We start from the raw sequence: 15847 nt of genomic DNA, 5'->3' as shown, positions 1-15847 counted from the left end.
TGCCGCTCACTAAACCGGCGGCATTCTTGTCGGTGGTCCGGACGAAGCCTTCTTGTCGGTGCGTGGCAGTACAGTAAAGGTATTCGAATATATGTTCGAATGCGCGGCGTGTCCTGCAGGGGAACAGCAGCGTGCGTGCTAAGGCCGAACGGAGGAGGAGGACGATGTCCAAGCCAGCACTCATGCATCAGATGCAGGAGATCGCCCACGTGGATATCAACTGCTTCTATGCGTCGGCCGAGCGTGCGTTCAATCCCTCGCTGGAGGGCAAGCCGCTGATCGTGCTGTCCAACAACGACGGTTGTGCAGTCACCAGGTCTCCGGAAGCCAAGAAGCTGGGGATCGGGCTGGGGGAGCCATGGTTCAAACTTGCTCCACGGGCCAAGGAATGGGGGCTCATTGCCCTCTCCAGCAACTACGAACTGTATGGGGACATCAGCTCCCGTGTCATGGAGCTCCTGGCCCGCTACTCGGCGTGGCAGGAGGTCTACTCCATTGATGAGGCGTTTCTCGGAGTGAAAGGGCAGCCCGAAGAGCTGCTGGAGTTGGGACGCACCATTAAAGCGGCGTGCCAACGGCACGTGGGGGTTCCGGTCTGCGTAGGTATCGCCAGAACCAAGACCCTCGCCAAGCTGGCCAACAAATGGGCCAAACACAATCCGGGCTTCAACGGAGTGTGCCGGTGGGACTCGATTCCAGAAGCCCACCGTGAAGCACTCATGGCACGGCTCTCCGTGATGGAGATCTGGGGTGTTGCCACCAGGCTGACCAAACGTCTGAATGCCATGGGGATCTTCTCCATCCTGGACCTGGTCCGGGCTGACCCAGTGGCTTTGCGGGACAAGTTCTCCATCGTCATGATGCGCACGGTGCTGGAATTGCAGGGTACCCCGTGCATCCCGATGGAGGAGGAAAGGATCGGGAGGGACCAGTTGATCTTCTCCCGCTCCTTTTCCACGCCGATCACGACGGCGGCGCAGCTGCGGCAGGTGCTCAGTATCTACGGACAGATGGCCAGTGCCAGGCTGGCCAAACATGACCTCCAAGCAAAGCTGTTGACGGCCTTTGCTGCCACATCGGTCTACAACCCCAACGACAAGTCGTTTCCCACCGTTAACGTCAAACTGCCCATGCCCACTTCGGATCCCGTGCTGCTGACCAAGGCAGCGCATGCGTTGGTTCCAAGGATCCAGGAAGGCCTGAGGTACGCCAAGGCCGGGATCATGGTTACTGACCTCCGTCCCAGCGGCAACCAGAAGCCCCTGGAGATCTTCGAGAACCGGCACGAAGAACGTGGCATCGGCCCCCTGCTGGAGCAAGTCAGCAAGCGGTACGGCCGCGGCTCCATAGGTCTGGGGCACGCTGGAATCAAGGGAGGACCGGACTGGTCCATGAAACGCGACATGCTCAGCCCCCGGTACACCACCAACTGGGATGAACTTCCCTTGGTAAAGGCGGCCTGACGTGGGAGCCGCCACCTCGTAGAGACCGGGAGGCTACGCGCGCAGCCGGTACCCTCGCTTCACGACGGTCTCTACGAGCTTGCCGTCCGGCAGCGAGGAACGCAGGCGGCTGACCGTCATGTCCAGGGCATGCACAGAACCGCGCAGGTCCAGCAGGTCCGAGAGCGCTTCCCGGGACAGTACCGCTCCGCCCGCGCCGAGCAGTGCCCGCAGGAGCAGCAGGGGAGCCGGTGCCAGGTCCACCACCTCACCGTTGATCCGCAGGCAGCGCCCGCGCAGTTCGATCGTGGCGCTCTTGGTCTCCAACCGGCGTACATGGTTAAGGGACAAGTGTTCGGTCACCAAACGGATCAGTGCGCCCATGCGGTAACGGTCCGGGATCAGTGGCGTCAGCCCGGCGTCGACCAGTGGTAGTGCGGTGACCGGCCCAACAGCGGCAACAGTGACGGGCCCTTTAAGGGCTTCGATGAGCTGGCGGTACAGGCCCATTTCGTGAGCTGTGCTCCACATGGCGTCTACGGCCGGAGCGCTGGTGAACGTCAGTACGTCCAGGTTGCCGCCCACCACTGCCTCGATCAGGCGCGGCAGCTTGTCTTCGCCGTCGGGCTTCACCCAACGGTACGGGGTCACGGTCAGGACCGTGGCGCCGGACATGCGCAGCCGTTCCAGCTGGCGGACATCGGTGTATCCATGCAGTTGCACGGCGACCGTTTTGCCGCGCACGCCCTCGACCAGCAGCATATCCACCAGCGTGGCGGTGGTTTCGTCACTGCTGATCCCGACGTCGGCAAGTCCTGCAGCGCGCACGGCACCGCGGGCCTTGGGGCCGCGGACGAACATGCGGCAGGCGGACAGGGTTTCCAAAAGTTGCTCGCCGATACCGAAGGAATCGGCCGCTTCGCACCAGCGGCGCATGCCGTAGGCGGTGGTGGCGATGCAGATGTCCGGCTTGGCCGCGATGATGGTGCGGGTGTCCTCGATGAGGACCATGTCTTCCTGCACAGGGGCGATCTTCAAAGCGGGGGCGTGCAACACGCTGGCACCGCGACGCTCCAGTGCCTCAATGAGGTCACGGGAGCGGCGGTGCGAGGTGACGCCGATTCGGAATCCGTCCAGCGGGGCGTCGACGGCTTCGGAAACCTCCGGAGCGGCAGAAGCGTCGTGGACTTCGATGGCGCGTGCAACAGTCATGTGTTTTTACCTTCAGGCTTCAAGGAGCGAAGCCGCCAGGCGGCTCAGTTCAGCGGATGCTTCTGCATGGTTGCGGTTGGCTTCAGCCACCCGGACCACCTCGCCGATGACCAGCACGGCCGGGTTGCTGCAGCCTGTGGCAGCTGTTTCGATCGTACCCAGATCAGCGATGGTGGTGCGCTGCCCCGGGCGGTAGCCACGTTCCACCACAGCCATGGGCATGTCCGCGTCCATGCCTGCCCGGCGCAGCCCTGCTGCAAGCTGGGGAAGGGTACCAATGCCCATGAGGACCACAATCGTGCCGCCAAGTCCGGCAAGGTGGGTGTGTTCCTTCTCGGTCAAGGGGGCATGGCCGGACACTACGGTGAACATGTGGCTGACTTCGCGGTGCGTGACCGGGATCCCGGCTGCGGCGGGAACGGAGATGGCGCTGGTGACACCGGATATCACCCGCACCGGGACGCCTGCCGCAACACAGGCGGCCACTTCCTCGCCGCCTCGGCCAAATACATACGGATCGCCGCCCTTGAGCCGGACCACGTTCTTGCCCAGCAGCGCAGCTTCCACCATGAGCTTCTCGATGTCACGCTGGGTCACCTTGTGCAGGCCCGGCTGCTTGCCAACATCCACCAGTTCGGCCGAGGTAAGGTCGGCCAGCTCCTGGTACGGGGCCAGACGGTCGTAGAACACCACATCGGCATCACGCAGGGCGTCCACGGCGCCAACGGTGAGCAGGTCCAAGGCTCCTGGACCTCCGCCCACCAAGGTCACGTGGCCGTCGGCGCCCGGTGCCGGCTCAAACGCGACAGGTATCCCCGCATCGCGGCAGCGTTCCACCAGCGGCAGCCACCCTGCGTCGCCGTCGTCCACTATCGCCACCAGGAACGGGCGCTCCGGAAGTTGACCGTCGCCCGGTACACCTTCCGGGGTGCTCAGCCGGTACACGTTGGCACCGGCGCTCTGATAGCGGCGGATGGCCTGGCGGGCGGACTTTTCCGATCCCGTGACAAGGACGTCACGGCCGGTGAGATCAATGGTGAGCTGCATGGTGAACCCCTAGTTTCCTGCGCCGACGGTTTCGCTGCGGACCGGGATGGTGGAAGCGATGAGCACGCCGCCCTTTTCCTCGTTGGTGGCCGGGCGGATCTGGCCGCGCTCCGGAACGAAGGAGATGGACTCGTCCTTCTGGTCGGGGGCGTTGACGAACGAACGGAAACGGCGGAGGCGCTCCGGGTCCTTCAAGGTCTCGGCCCACTCGTCCTCGTAGGTGTCGATGTGCTTGGCCATGGCCGCTTCAAGCTCTTCGGCGATGCCCAGGGAGTCGTTGACCACTACCTCCTCGACGTGCTTGATGCCGCCGTCGAGTTCTTCCTGCCAGCGCGCGGTGCGCTGGAGGCGGTCAGCGGTGCGGATGTAGTACATGAGGTAGCGGTCGATGTACTTGAGCAGCGTTTCGTCGTCCAGGTCCTTGGCCAGCAGCTGGGCGTGGGCCGGAGTGGCACCACCGTTGCCACCGACGTACAGGTTCCAGCCATCGGCCGTGGCGATGACGCCCACGTCCTTGCCGCGGGCTTCGGCACATTCGCGGGCGCAACCGGACACGCCCATCTTCAGCTTGTGCGGGCTGCGGAGGCCACGGTAGCGAAGCTCCAAAGCGATGGCCATGGCTACCGAATCCTGGACACCGAAACGGCACCATGTGGATCCAACACACGACTTCACTGTACGGAGGCTCTTGCCGTAGGCCTGGCCGGACTCGAAACCGGCGTCCACGAGTTCCTTCCAGATGTCCGGGAGCTGCTCCAGGCGGGCACCGAACATATCAATGCGCTGGCCGCCGGTGATCTTGGTGTAGAGGTTGTACTTCTCGGCAACTGCGGCGATGACGCCGAGGCCCTTGGGCGTGATCTCACCACCGGCGATGCGGGGGACCACCGAATACGTGCCGTCCTTCTGCATGTTCGCCAAGGCGCGGTCGTTGGTGTCCTGAAGGGAGCCGCGGCCGGCATCCAGGACGTAGGCCGAGTGCTGGCTGGCCAGGATGGAGGCGATGGTCGGCTTGCAGATATCGCAGCCGGCACCGGTGCCGTACTTGGCCATGATCTCTTCGAAGGAGGTGAGTTCCAGGACGCGGATGGCGTCGAACAGTTCCTGCCGGGAGAGACTGATGTGCTCGCACAGCGCCTTGGAGACCTCGATGCCGGACTTCGTCAGTTCGCCTTCGAGGAGCTTCTTCAGCATGGGGACACAAGAACCACACTGCGTGCCGGCGCGGGTGCAGCCCTTGAGTTCGCCGAGTTCCTGGACGGGAGCATTGCCTTCGCATGCTCCGCATCCGTTGATGGTGTCCCGGATGGTCCCGGCCGCAACGTTGTTGCAGGAGCACAGGATGGCGTCGTCCGGCAGTTCGGTCTCGGGAGCTTCGCCGCCACCGGCGGCGCTCAAGTATGCACCGGGCTCTGCCGCGAGCTCGCGTCCCAGCAGCGGGCGGAGGCTCATGTAGGGGGAAGCGTCGCCCACGAAGATGCCGCCCAGGAGGGTCTTGGCATCGTCTGTGGTGACAATCTTCTGGTAGACGCCACGTGCGGGGTCGGCGTAGACGATTTCCAGGGAGTGCTCGGTCCGGGCAAAGGCGTCGCCGAAGCTGGCAACGTCCACGCCGGACAACTTGAGCTTGGTGGCAGTGTCAAAGCCGGGGAACGTCGCTTCGCCACCATGCAGGCGGTCCGCAACGATCTCGGCCATGGTGTTGGCGGGTGCTACCAAGCCAAGGCACATGCCTTCAAAGTTGGCCACTTCGCCGATGGCCCAGATGCCGTCCACTTCGGTGGCGCAGAAGTCGTTGATGACCACGCCGCCGCGTTGACCCAGGCTGAAGAGCTGTTCCTCGCCGTCTGCGGCGCGGAAGAGATCATCACGGGGCTTGACGCCAATGGCAACAATCACGAGGTCGGCATCAATAGTGCGGCCGTCAGCCATGAGGACACCGGTGACGTTTCCGTCGTCGTCCGTCACCACCTCCGAAGGGAAGACGCCACCGTGGACTTCGAAGCCCTTTGCCTCGATCAGGCGACCCAGAGACTGGCCGGCTCCCTCGTCCAACTGGGTATTCATGAGCCACGGAGCGCCGTTGATGACGATCGGAGTGGCGCCCAACTGCTCGGTACCGGCAGCGGACTCAAGTCCCAGCAGTCCACCACCAATGGTGACGGCGTTGACCTTGCGGCCCAGCTTTTCGCGAAGACCGGCCATGGCGCTGTTGATCGCCCACACGTCGTCGAGCGTGCGGTAAACGTGGGTGTGTTCAGCCCCGGGAATAGGGAGACGGGCAGCGTCCGAGCCCGAGGCCACTACCAGGTGGTCGTATTCGTACTTGTTCCCCGCGGCGGTGAGGACGCTCTTGGCCACCGGGTCAATCTTGACGGCGCGCTCGCCGGTCTTGAGGGTCAATGCCTCGTGGTCCCACATGGACGCTTCCCCCAAGGTGAGGTCAACATCGGTTTCCGTGAGGGCCTTGCTCAACGCTACGCGGTCGTAGGGCAGGTGTGCCTCTTCGGTCAGCACCGTAACCTGCCAACCTTCAAGACCGCGATTGACCATGGCATCAGCGAAACGGTGGGCAGCGGGCCCGCCGCCGACGACGACGACGCGGCGCGGGTTCTCTGTACTTGAAGTGTGTCCGGTCACTGGTGGGCCTTTCGCAGATGTTGCAGACGGATCTGTCGCAACTTGTGGTTCCAGCCTAGGGACAGGCAGTTTCGCTTCAGTTTCCCTTTTGTTTCGTGATCTTAACTTCTGCATCACAACCGCATTTCGCGGGGTGTGAGGTCTCTTTTACGCGTTGGACACAAACCCGGACACCTGACGAAACACCCGGGTCCTAGCGTGGAAGAGCGGCCGCAAGCGTGGCCCGGTCCGGGGGAGTGACGGTGGGAACAGCCACCACCCGGACACAGTGAGAGGGGCTGAAATGACCGTAATTCTGGACCGTGCCGAGGATCTGACCACCACCGGCGAGTGGCACGTCGTGTGCCCGGTGGATGAGCTCGAAGTCGCCTGGGGCGAAGCGGCACTGATCGCCGGCCGCCAGGTTGCCCTGTTCCGCACTACGCCCACCGAAGTATTCGCTGTGGCACAGCAGGACCCGGCAACACTGGCCAACGTCATGGCGCGCGGCATCATTGGATCCCGCGGAAGCCGGCCGACCATCGCATCGCCGCTCCACAAAGAGGTCTACGACCTCGAAACCGGGGAGTGCTTCACCAACCCCGAACTGAGGCTCGATGTCTTCGCCACACGTTTGGTGGACGGCTTTATCGAGGTTGAACTCTAAGCCAAGCCGGCTAAAGGCCCATGCTTCCTAAAGGCCCAGTGCTTCGCGGACATCCCTGAGGACGTCGTCCAGCGATGTCCGCGCTGCCTGGCGGGCAGCGGGGAGTTCCGCTGCGGAGTCCACGGCCTGAATGACTTCCAGGTAGCACTTGAGTTTGGGCTCCGTGCCGCTAGGCCGGATGATGACCCGGCTTTGGTCCCGGGTGAGGTACAACAGACCGTCTGTGGGCGGTAAGGCTTCGCTTCCTTCGGCGAGGTCAGTGAAGACCTCGACGGCGGAGCCACCGAACGCTTCCGGCGGGTTGACCCGCAGGCGGTTCATCATGGCATCCAGGAGTCCCAAGTCCGCTACCCGGATGCTCAACTGATCGCTGGCGTGCAGGCCGTGCACCAGGTAGAGGTCATCGAGGGTGTCGAAGATCGTCTTGCCCTCGGCTTTGGCAGCGGCGGCCAATTCCGCGATCAGGACTGCAGCTGAAATGCCGTCCTTATCGCGCACCAGATCCGGTGCCACACAGTAGCCCAGTGCCTCCTCATATCCGTAGCTGAGGCCGGGAACCCGTGAAATCCATTTGAAGCCCGTCAGCGTTTCCTCATGCTTGTACCCTGCGGCCGCGGCGATCCGCGACAGCAGCCGCGAGGAAACGATCGAGTTCGCGAAGACGCCGTCACGGGGTTCTTCGCCATCACTGACTGCCATTCGGGCCACAATGTGGGCACCCAGCAGCGCACCCACTTCATCGCCCCGGAGCATGCGCCAGGACCCCGTCGAGGGATCCAATGCGGCGACCGCAGCCCGGTCGGCGTCGGGGTCGTTGGCCAAAACGATGTCCGCACCCGCGTCTGCGGCGGCCGCGAGGGCCAGGTCCAGTGCGCCGGGCTCTTCCGGGTTGGGGAACGCGACTGTGGGGAAGTCCGGGTCCGGCTCGGCTTGTTCGGCCACGAGGGTTACATCCGTGAAACCCGCTGTCTTCAGGACGGAGACAGCCGTTTCGCCGCCCACACCGTGCATGGGCGTCAGGACGATCTTGAGGTCCCTGGCGGGGAAGTGTTCACGATCCACCAGGCCGGCCATGGCGGATTCATAGTCGGCGGCAATGGCCGTCGGCAGCACTGTCCACCCACTGTCTGCCAGTTCGATGGCGTCCAAGGCACCCACGGCTTCAATCCGGGCGGCTATCTCTGCGTCGTACGGCGCGACGATCTGCGATCCGCGCCCGCTTTCCGACACCGCATGTCGTCCCAGGTAGACCTTATAGCCGTTGTCCTGCGGCGGGTTGTGGCTGGCTGTCACCATCACGCCGCCGTCGCAATCCAGGTTCCTGACCGCGTAGGCGAGCAACGGCGTCGGAAGAGCTGCCGGCATCAGGAACGTCTCGATGCCTGCCGCCGTGAAGATCGCCGCAGTTTCTTCCGCGAAAATGTCCGAGTTGTAGCGGGCATCGAAGCCGACGACGGCGCGAGGCCGGGTTCCCGGCGCAGCGGCAGCTACCGTTTCGGTGAGGAAGGCCGCCAAGCCCGCCGCGGCCCGGCGGACGACCACGCGGTTCATGCGGTTTGGCCCCGGGCCGAGCGCTGCGCGGAGGCCGGCTGTGCCGAATTGCAGGGTGCCGTTAAAGCTGTCGCCCAGTTCCTGGGCTGCTCCCGCATCACCGCCGCTTGCGAGGTCGGCCAGCTCCTCCAGGGCAGCGGCCGTCGCCGGGTCTGGATCCTGGGAGGCCCACTCGCGGGCGTCGGTGAGCAGCTGTTCAAATGCGGCATCGCTGGATGTCATAGGGTCAAAACTATCCTCAATGAGCCGAGAACGAGCAACGAGGAGTGAGATCCCAACCTTAAATGCGGTTGTAAAGGGTGGGATCTCACTCCTCGGCGGGCCTTAGAGCGAGTGGGAAGTGATGGTGAAGTCCGTGTCGCCGCCCAGGCTGAACGCTGACGATCCGGTGTTGTCCCAGTCCGGGAAGAACGTGTCTGAAATGACCGCCGCTCCAGAGCCTGCGAACACCTCCACCGAGGACGCATCCAGAAGAATCGTGAGCCGGACGGTGCGATCGTTCCCGGAGGGCTGCAGCCTCACCTCATGGAACGGGCTGAACTTCTCCGAGAAGTTACTGGTCCCGGCCTCTGACCGGTCCACCTTGAGGGTGCGCGATTCCTTGGCGTAGGAGATGCGGAGGCCGGCTTTGCCGTCCGAGGATTGGCGGAGGATCAGGCCGGACTCGCTCGCCGAGGCGAGGTTCATTTCCAGTTCAATCAGCTGGGTCCGGGCTGCGAAGTCCGCACCCAGGTCCTGGGGTGAGGACCCGACGGTGAGGTTTTTGCTCTTCACTTCACCGGAGCGTTCCAGCGTTTCCTTTGCGGCTCCGGCGATGGCCGATCGCAACTCAAACCCCTTCGCGCCCCGAACCAGGGTGAGTTCACGGGGAATGGCCATGGAACCGCGCCATGGCGTGGTGGGCACATCCTGGGCGTAGTCCCAGTTGCCCATCCAGCCCAGGAGCACGGGCTTGTTCCCGGGCGCGCCGGAAATGGAGTTTGCTGCGTAGTAGTCCGCGCCGTGGTCCAGCCACTGCGATTCCTCGAGCGGCGCATCCCCGGCAGCCGCGTTTTCAGCGGTGAAGCGTGTCCCGTCGAACCCACCCACAAAGTACTGCATCCCTGAGCCGCCGGCGATGCCCCCGGGATTGATGCTGAGGAGCATGACCCACTTCCTGGCCGTGGAGTCCTCCACATCCATCTGCACAAGTTCAGGTACTTCCCAGAGCCCACCTTGGGCGCCGACTCCGGAGAAGTCACTGAGGAACTCCCAGCGGAGGAGGTCTGTGGACTTGAACATCTTCACTACTTGGGCGTCGGCCACTACGGTGGTCATCACCCAGTAGCGGCCGGGCTCGTACCAAGTGATTTTGGGATCGCGGAAATTGTTGTTGGTGGGGTCGAGGTTCAGCACGGGGTTGCCGTGATACTTCTGCCAGGTGGAGCCGCTGTCCAGGCTGAACGCGATCGATTGCGCCTGCGCGCCCTCGGGGAGGGCGCCGTTCTTGCCATAAGCGCTGGTGTACAGGGCCACCATGGGCGGGTTCTCTGCCGAGCCAAGGCCGGACGCATTGTTCGAATCCACCACGATGCAGCCCGAGAAGATTTCTTCGTCGGGGCTCGCCTCCATGGCTACGGGCTGCTCTTCCCAATGCACCAGGTCCTTGCTGGTGGAGTGGCCCCAGGACATGTTGCCCCACGAGTTGCCGTGCGGGTTGTACTGGTAGAAGGCATGGTAGGTACCGTCGTGGTAGACGAGGCCGTTGGGGTCGTTGAGCCAGTTCTTCCCAGCCGTCAGGTGTGCGACGGGCCGCCATGGATCCGAAGGGGACGGACGGTGCCCGCCCGGGGTGGGGGCCGCCGTCGGGCCTTCCGTTTGCGTGCAGGAAGCGGCAGAGAAGGCGACCACGACGGCGGCACTTGCGGCCAGCAATTGGCGGCGGGACAGGTGGGGGCTGGGGTAAGTCATGGGGAGAAATCCTGAGGGTTGGGGTGGCAGGGGGGCCGGCTCTTCTGGAGCCGACACCCCTGCCGTGGCCTAAGGGCCGGGGTGTTGCGGCCTACTTGTAGTGGCCTTCGCCGCCAACGCGGACGTTGGTGGGCAGGTAGCCGAATGGGCCAAGGCCGTTCTTGCCGAAGCTGCGGTCAACCTGCGTCACGCCGGCCTTGAAGTTCATCTTCACGGTGGGTGAGAGGGAACCGCCGCGGACGCCGTCCACGTTGTCGATGAAGGACTGGACGAGTCCGCCAGGCTGCACGTAGTGCGAGTACGCCTGGAACTGACGGCCGTTCTGGCGCGGGTCCGGACCTTCCGGAGCGTTGGCCCGCATGTTCAGGTCCGTGGGGGAGCCAAGGGCCAATCCGCTGTTGTTGACCGGCTGGTAGTCGGAGCGGACGCCGTTGCCGACGAATCCGTAGACGCCATCGGGGCCGCGCATGCCGTCTGCGTACGTGAACTGGTGGCTGATGGTGAACAGGTAGTACTTGTTCTTGCCGTTCTCGTTCTGGATGAAGATCTGCGGACGCTCAGTCTGGTCGTTGACACAGTTGGCGGACAGGATCGGCGGGAGGAAGCTCCACTTGGTCAGGTCCTTGTTGTCTGCGACAGCCAGGCCTACGTTCGCGGTCTGGTACCAAGCGCCGGTGCTGTTGACCTGGGCCAAAGTCTCGGCGTTGGGGTCGCCGGGGGCGTAGCCAAGGTCTTCCTGCTTGCACTTGTAGGAGCCACGGGTGCCGCCGGTGTTTCCTTCGAAGACCATGAAGGTCTTGCCGGGGTGTGCCGGGTCGGCGAACGTGTACGGGTCACGGAACGCGAAACCGGGGTTCTGCGTCTTGTTCTGGTAGAGCTTTCCGTCCGGTTCCAGGAGCTTGGTGTGCTGGAAACCGTCGAAGGTCACGCCGTTCTGGTTGGCGTGGATGTTACCCAAGGCCTTGGCGATCGCGGCATCGGGAGCGATCCCGCCACCGCCTGCGTTCCGCTCGGCCACATCGTAGAACGTGGTGGCCGTGTAGAAGACGTTGATCTTGTTGCCTTGCATGAGGCGGGTGGAACCGGACCACTCGGTGTTGCCGATGGAGGTGTTGTCGAGGAACAGGTGTCCGCCGTAGTTCCACTTGTCCTTGGCAGGATCGGCGTTGGTCTTACGGAAGAAGTAGCCGATTCTGGCATTCCAGTGGCGCTGGTCGAAGCCGTAGCCCTCATGCCGGTCAGCCACCAAGGAGAAGATGACGTCCCAGCCCTTGTAGCTGATCTGGTTGGCATTCTCGTCCGTGAGGGACCAGGTGTCCCACACCCAGACATCGTCGTTCATGGCCGGGAAGTCCTTCGGGATTTCCGGCATCGTGACGTTCGGGCTCATCGAGTTCTGGCCGGGCGCAACATTGGGATTGCTCTGGGCCATGATCTGCTTTGCGTCCGCCCGTGTCCACTTGGACGTGAAGTCCGCCGCGGGATCGTACGCCTGTTGCGTGTGGTTGGTTGGCAACGGGAAGCCGGGTGTGGGTGCCGGCATGGTGCTCGACGGCGGATCGGCCGGCAGGTTCGCCTGCGCCGCCGGCGTCACCAGCAGGATGCTGCCGGCCACGCTGGCTGCGGCTGCGAGGGCTGTTGCCTGTCGCAGCCGGCGGCGCGGCCGTTGAGGGGTTGAGTGCGTGTTCATGCTTGCTCTTCTCGCGGAGTGTTGGACTTCGTGGAGTGGGGCGCATGCCCTGACCCCCGGTTAGGGGTTCTCTACAACTGGGGCGTCCATCGATCCGCTGGAGGCGTCACCGAGGGACGCCATCGTTTCGAGGTGCGGGGGAGCCTCGTAGGCCTCCACCGCGGTAGTCCCGGCACGTCGACTTACCGGGACACGTTCCACGCTAGACACGTGTTAGGTCGGACATCAAACGGTGTTTAGCGGGCGGTTTGAGCTACCGGCGGGTATCTGCGCAAGCGTTTACATTGCCAACGGGCGCGCGTGCCACATCTGGGGGTGCAGGATCAAATGTTGCGCGATAAAACAGATTTATCCTGAGAATTTGCTGTGCGTTTACTTCCTCCCTGGAATTGTTAGCGCGCACCTCTTAAACAGCAAAGCGGGGCCACCGTGGATGGTGGCCCCGCTTCTCCGTGAAGTGGTTAGAGCTTGGCGATGATGTCCGCCAAGAGCTTTGAGATGCGCTTGCCGGCTGCCTGCCCGGCTTCCAGAACTTCAGCGTGGCTCAAGGGAACCGGGCTGATGCCGGCTGCGAGGTTGGTGACCAGGGAGATGCCGAAAACTTCCATTCCTGCATGGCGGCCGGCAATTGCTTCCAGCGCCGTGGACATGCCCACCAGGTCTGCGCCGATCCGCTTGGCGTACTGGACCTCTGCCGGTGTTTCGTAGTGAGGTCCGGTGAATTGTGCGTACACGCCCTCCTGCAAGGAGGAATCCACTTCACGGGCGAGGTCGCGGATGCGCGAGGAGTAGAGATCGGTAAGGTCAACAAATGTGGCGCCCTCAAGCGGTGAGGTTGCGGTGAGGTTGATGTGGTCGCTGATGAGGACGGGGGTGCCCGGGGTCCAGTCCTCGTTGAGCCCGCCGCAACCGTTGGTCAGCACCAAGGTCTTGCAACCGGCGGCGGCTGCGGTGCGTACGCCGTGGACTACGGACCGTACGCCGCGGCCTTCGTAGTAATGGGTCCGCGCCCCCAGGACGAGCGCACGCTTGCCCTCCTTGGTGAGAACGGAGCGGATGGTACCTACATGGCCCACCACCGCTGGTTTGTGGAAACCGGGTACCTCCGAGGCATTCAGGGTGGCGGTAGTTTCGCCGATGAGGTCGGCGGCCTCCGCCCAGCCCGATCCGAGCACCAGGGCTACATCATGGGACTCGACGCCGGTCTCCGCGGCGATGAAGTCTGCGGCGGCCTTCGCGGCCTCAAAGGGGTCTGTGTTCATCAGCTCAGTGTTACTCACTGGTACAAGCTACCTTGCGGCCGCAGGACTTTGGTAGGGACCCGCGCGCTGGTGAGGGTGGGCTGAGTGGCAGCCCACGCGGCAATGAGCGAGAATTGAGGATTGTGACCACCCAAGTTGACTTCAGTGCCCCCCGTATCGCGATCCTGGGAGGTGGTCCCGGCGGATATGAAGCTGCCATGGTGGCCGCCTCACTCGGCGCCCACGTCACCATTGTTGAGCGGGCAGGCCTTGGCGGCTCTGCCGTGCTGACCGACGTCGTGCCTTCCAAGACCCTCATTGCCACCGCCGATCTCATGACCCGCGTCGGTGAGGCGGACGAGCTGGGAGTGAAGTTCGACGGCGACGGCACGGCCTCGAAGCCCCGCGCCGACCTCAAGCACATCAACGACCGCGTGCTCAACCTGGCCCGCGGACAGTCCGAGGACATCCGCGCCGGCCTGGAGCGCCTGGGCGTGGAGATCGTCATTGGGTCCGGCAAGCTCCTGGACAACAACACCATCGAGGTCCTGACCCTCGAAGGCACCCGCACCATTGATGCGGACGCCATCCTTCTGGCCGTCGGCGCCCACCCACGCGAACTCCCCACTGCCAAGCCCGACGGCGAACGCATCCTCAACTGGGCCCAGATCTACAACCTGGATGAGCTCCCGGAAGAACTGATCGTCGTGGGATCAGGTGTCACCGGCGCCGAATTCGCGTCCGCCTACAACGGCCTGGGCTCCAAGGTCACCCTGATTTCCAGCCGAGACCAAGTCCTCCCCGGCGAGGACACCGATGCCGCCAAGCTGCTGGAAGGCGTCTTCGAACGTCGCGGCGTCAACGTTTTGTCCAAGTCACGCGCAAATGCGGTGGAGCGAACGGACGACGGCGTCAAGGTCACCTTGGGTGACGGATCGATCGTCACGGGTACCCACTGCCTGGTGTGTGTTGGTTCCATCCCGAACACAGCCGGCGTCGGCCTTGAAGAAGCCGGTGTGACCCTCACGGAGTCCGGCCACATCAAGGTGGACGGTGTTTCCCGCACCACCGCCCCCAACATCTATGCTGCCGGTGACTGCACGGGCGTGTTCGCGCTCGCCTCCGTGGCAGCCATGCAGGGCCGCATCGCGATTGCCCACTTCATGGGCGACGGCGTGAAGCCGCTCAAGCTCAACCAGGTGGCGTCCAACATCTTCACCTCCCCGGAAATTGCTTCGGTGGGTGTGTCCGAGGCCGACCTTGCGTCCGGGAAGTACCAGGGCGATGTTGTGATGCTGTCCTTGCTCAGCAATGCCCGCGCCAAGATGCGCAACACCAAGGACGGCTTCGTCAAGATCATCGCCCGCAAGGGATCCGGCACCGTGATCGGTGGCGTGGTGGTGGGCCCGAACGCCTCCGAGCTCATTTTCCCGATCTCCGTGGCCGTCACGCAGAAGCTCCACGTGGACGACGTCGCAAGCGCGTTCACGGTGTACCCGTCCCTCACGGGATCCATATCCGAAGCTGCACGGCGCCTGCACGTGCACATGTAGCTCCGTAGTCAGAGCCCGAGCGCCCGTTTCGAGGCTTCGCTGCACGCCATGCCGTTCGCACGGCACCCTGCGCAGCGAGCCATCGAAACGGGCGTTTCTGCTCCTAGTGGCGGAGTGCCTGCACAGCTTGAGCCAGCGTCATGCGCAGCGCGGGGCCGTGTCCCGGCAGGATCACGTTTGCTTGTACGCTCTCCAGCTGCCGGGCAGAGGCCAACGCCCCAGACGGGTCGGAGTGGTACATCCTGTGCAGCATCTGGGGTCCGGATGCCGGGCTGATCGGGTGGCCCGTGACAAAGGTGTCACCCACGGCAATCGCCTGGGCACCCGGCAGCAGCAATGCGACGTTGCCAGGGGTGTGCCCGGGGAGCGGGATGGCCTGGGGGTGGCCCGGCAGGCTGTGGAGTCGGTCCGTGGTCCAAGCCTCCGCGCGCATGGCCGGCTCCGCTTGAAGGGCCTTGGCTTCGATGACGTGGAGCATCCACCGGAAAACGCGGGGACGCCATGCGCGGAGCAAAACCTGCCCGAACGTGACCTGATGCTTCTCCCTGCCCTGAACGTGGGGGAGCTCCTCGGGGGAGCAGAGGATGGGCGTGCCGAAGGTCCGTGAGAAGTACGCCGCAGATCCGGTGTGGTCCACGTGCCCGTGCGTGATGAGCATGGCTTTGGCGTCGGCGGGCTCCAGGCCCAGCTCCCGGATCGATTCCAGGACGAGGTCGCGGTCGGCAGGGTAGCCGCCGTCGATCATCATGAAGCCTGAGGAGTCACGGACGAGGAGCCAGTTGGACGCAGGTCCCTCAACTAAATGGACGCCGGGCGCGGGTTCGGATACCTTCACACCGGAATTCTAGGTTGTTCCTTGCTCTGGTGACGCGAGA

At 63.9% G+C, this 15847-nt stretch carries 11 protein-coding genes; 3 read left to right on the top strand and 8 right to left on the bottom strand.

The genetic code is table 11. From position 1 onward, the window contains the following. Nucleotides 1-164 precede the first annotated feature (164 nt). The gene (locus WBN73_RS03525) at nucleotides 165-1463 is read left to right on the top strand and encodes a Y-family DNA polymerase (RefSeq protein WP_337339578.1); all 1299 of its coding nucleotides are present in this window, start codon (nucleotides 165-167) and stop codon (nucleotides 1461-1463) included. 33 nt (nucleotides 1464-1496) lie between these two features. Here the strand turns inward: WBN73_RS03525 and WBN73_RS03520 are convergent, their stop codons facing one another. Genes WBN73_RS03520 through nirB form a run of 3 tightly spaced genes read right to left on the bottom strand, consistent with a single transcriptional unit; the run spans nucleotide 1497 to nucleotide 6341 of the window. Beyond that, nucleotides 1497-2654 (bottom strand): uroporphyrinogen-III synthase, encoded by a 1158-nt coding sequence (locus WBN73_RS03520; RefSeq protein ID WP_337339579.1) that lies wholly within the window; start codon nucleotides 2652-2654, stop codon nucleotides 1497-1499. Between the two features lie 12 nt (nucleotides 2655-2666). Beyond that, nucleotides 2667-3701, bottom strand: coding sequence for a uroporphyrinogen-III C-methyltransferase (cobA, locus tag WBN73_RS03515; RefSeq protein WP_207596871.1), 1035 nt, complete (start codon nucleotides 3699-3701; stop codon nucleotides 2667-2669). A 9-nt stretch (nucleotides 3702-3710) separates the two neighbouring features. Next, a complete protein-coding gene (gene nirB, locus WBN73_RS03510; protein ID WP_337339580.1) occupies nucleotides 3711-6341 on the bottom strand; it encodes a nitrite reductase large subunit NirB in 2631 nt (876 codons plus the stop codon). 283 nt (nucleotides 6342-6624) lie between these two features. Between nirB and nirD the strand changes: the two genes are divergently transcribed. Continuing rightward, entirely contained in the window at nucleotides 6625-6987 is a 363-nt protein-coding gene (gene nirD, locus WBN73_RS03505; protein WP_280627562.1) for a nitrite reductase small subunit NirD, read from the top strand. A 27-nt stretch (nucleotides 6988-7014) separates the two neighbouring features. Here nirD and WBN73_RS03500 read toward each other — a convergent pair whose 3' ends face one another. The 4 genes from WBN73_RS03500 to WBN73_RS03485 all read right to left on the bottom strand — a co-directional run bounded on the left by WBN73_RS03500 (nucleotide 7015) and on the right by WBN73_RS03485 (nucleotide 13440). Beyond that, complete coding sequence (locus WBN73_RS03500; RefSeq protein WP_337339581.1) at nucleotides 7015-8760, bottom strand: phospho-sugar mutase; 1746 nt, start codon at nucleotides 8758-8760, stop codon at nucleotides 7015-7017. Between the two features lie 102 nt (nucleotides 8761-8862). Beyond that, nucleotides 8863-10488: a glycoside hydrolase family 32 protein gene (locus WBN73_RS03495; protein ID WP_337339582.1), complete on the bottom strand. Its 1626-nt coding sequence runs from the start codon at nucleotides 10486-10488 to the stop codon at nucleotides 8863-8865. A 91-nt stretch (nucleotides 10489-10579) separates the two neighbouring features. Continuing rightward, on the bottom strand, nucleotides 10580-12178 hold the full coding sequence (locus WBN73_RS03490) for a glycoside hydrolase family 68 protein (protein WP_337339583.1): 1599 nt from the start codon (nucleotides 12176-12178) through the stop codon (nucleotides 10580-10582). 461 nt (nucleotides 12179-12639) lie between these two features. Next, the gene (locus WBN73_RS03485) at nucleotides 12640-13440 is read right to left on the bottom strand and encodes a purine-nucleoside phosphorylase (protein WP_207596877.1); all 801 of its coding nucleotides are present in this window, start codon (nucleotides 13438-13440) and stop codon (nucleotides 12640-12642) included. A 122-nt stretch (nucleotides 13441-13562) separates the two neighbouring features. On the opposite strand from WBN73_RS03485, the gene WBN73_RS03480 reads away from it, so the two are divergent. Then, complete coding sequence (locus WBN73_RS03480; protein ID WP_207596878.1) at nucleotides 13563-14972, top strand: NAD(P)H-quinone dehydrogenase; 1410 nt, start codon at nucleotides 13563-13565, stop codon at nucleotides 14970-14972. Nucleotides 14973-15075: 103 nt separating this feature from the next. Here the strand turns inward: WBN73_RS03480 and WBN73_RS03475 are convergent, their stop codons facing one another. After that, nucleotides 15076-15807 (bottom strand): MBL fold metallo-hydrolase, encoded by a 732-nt coding sequence (locus WBN73_RS03475; protein ID WP_337339584.1) that lies wholly within the window; start codon nucleotides 15805-15807, stop codon nucleotides 15076-15078. Nucleotides 15808-15847: the final 40 nt, after the last annotated feature.

Source organism: Paenarthrobacter sp. CCNWLY172, assembly GCF_037402035.1.
In the GTDB taxonomy this organism is placed as follows: Bacteria; Actinomycetota; Actinomycetes; order Actinomycetales; family Micrococcaceae; genus Arthrobacter.
Note: the sequence above shows the minus strand (reverse complement) of the source record. Positions and strands in the feature narration are given on the sequence as shown.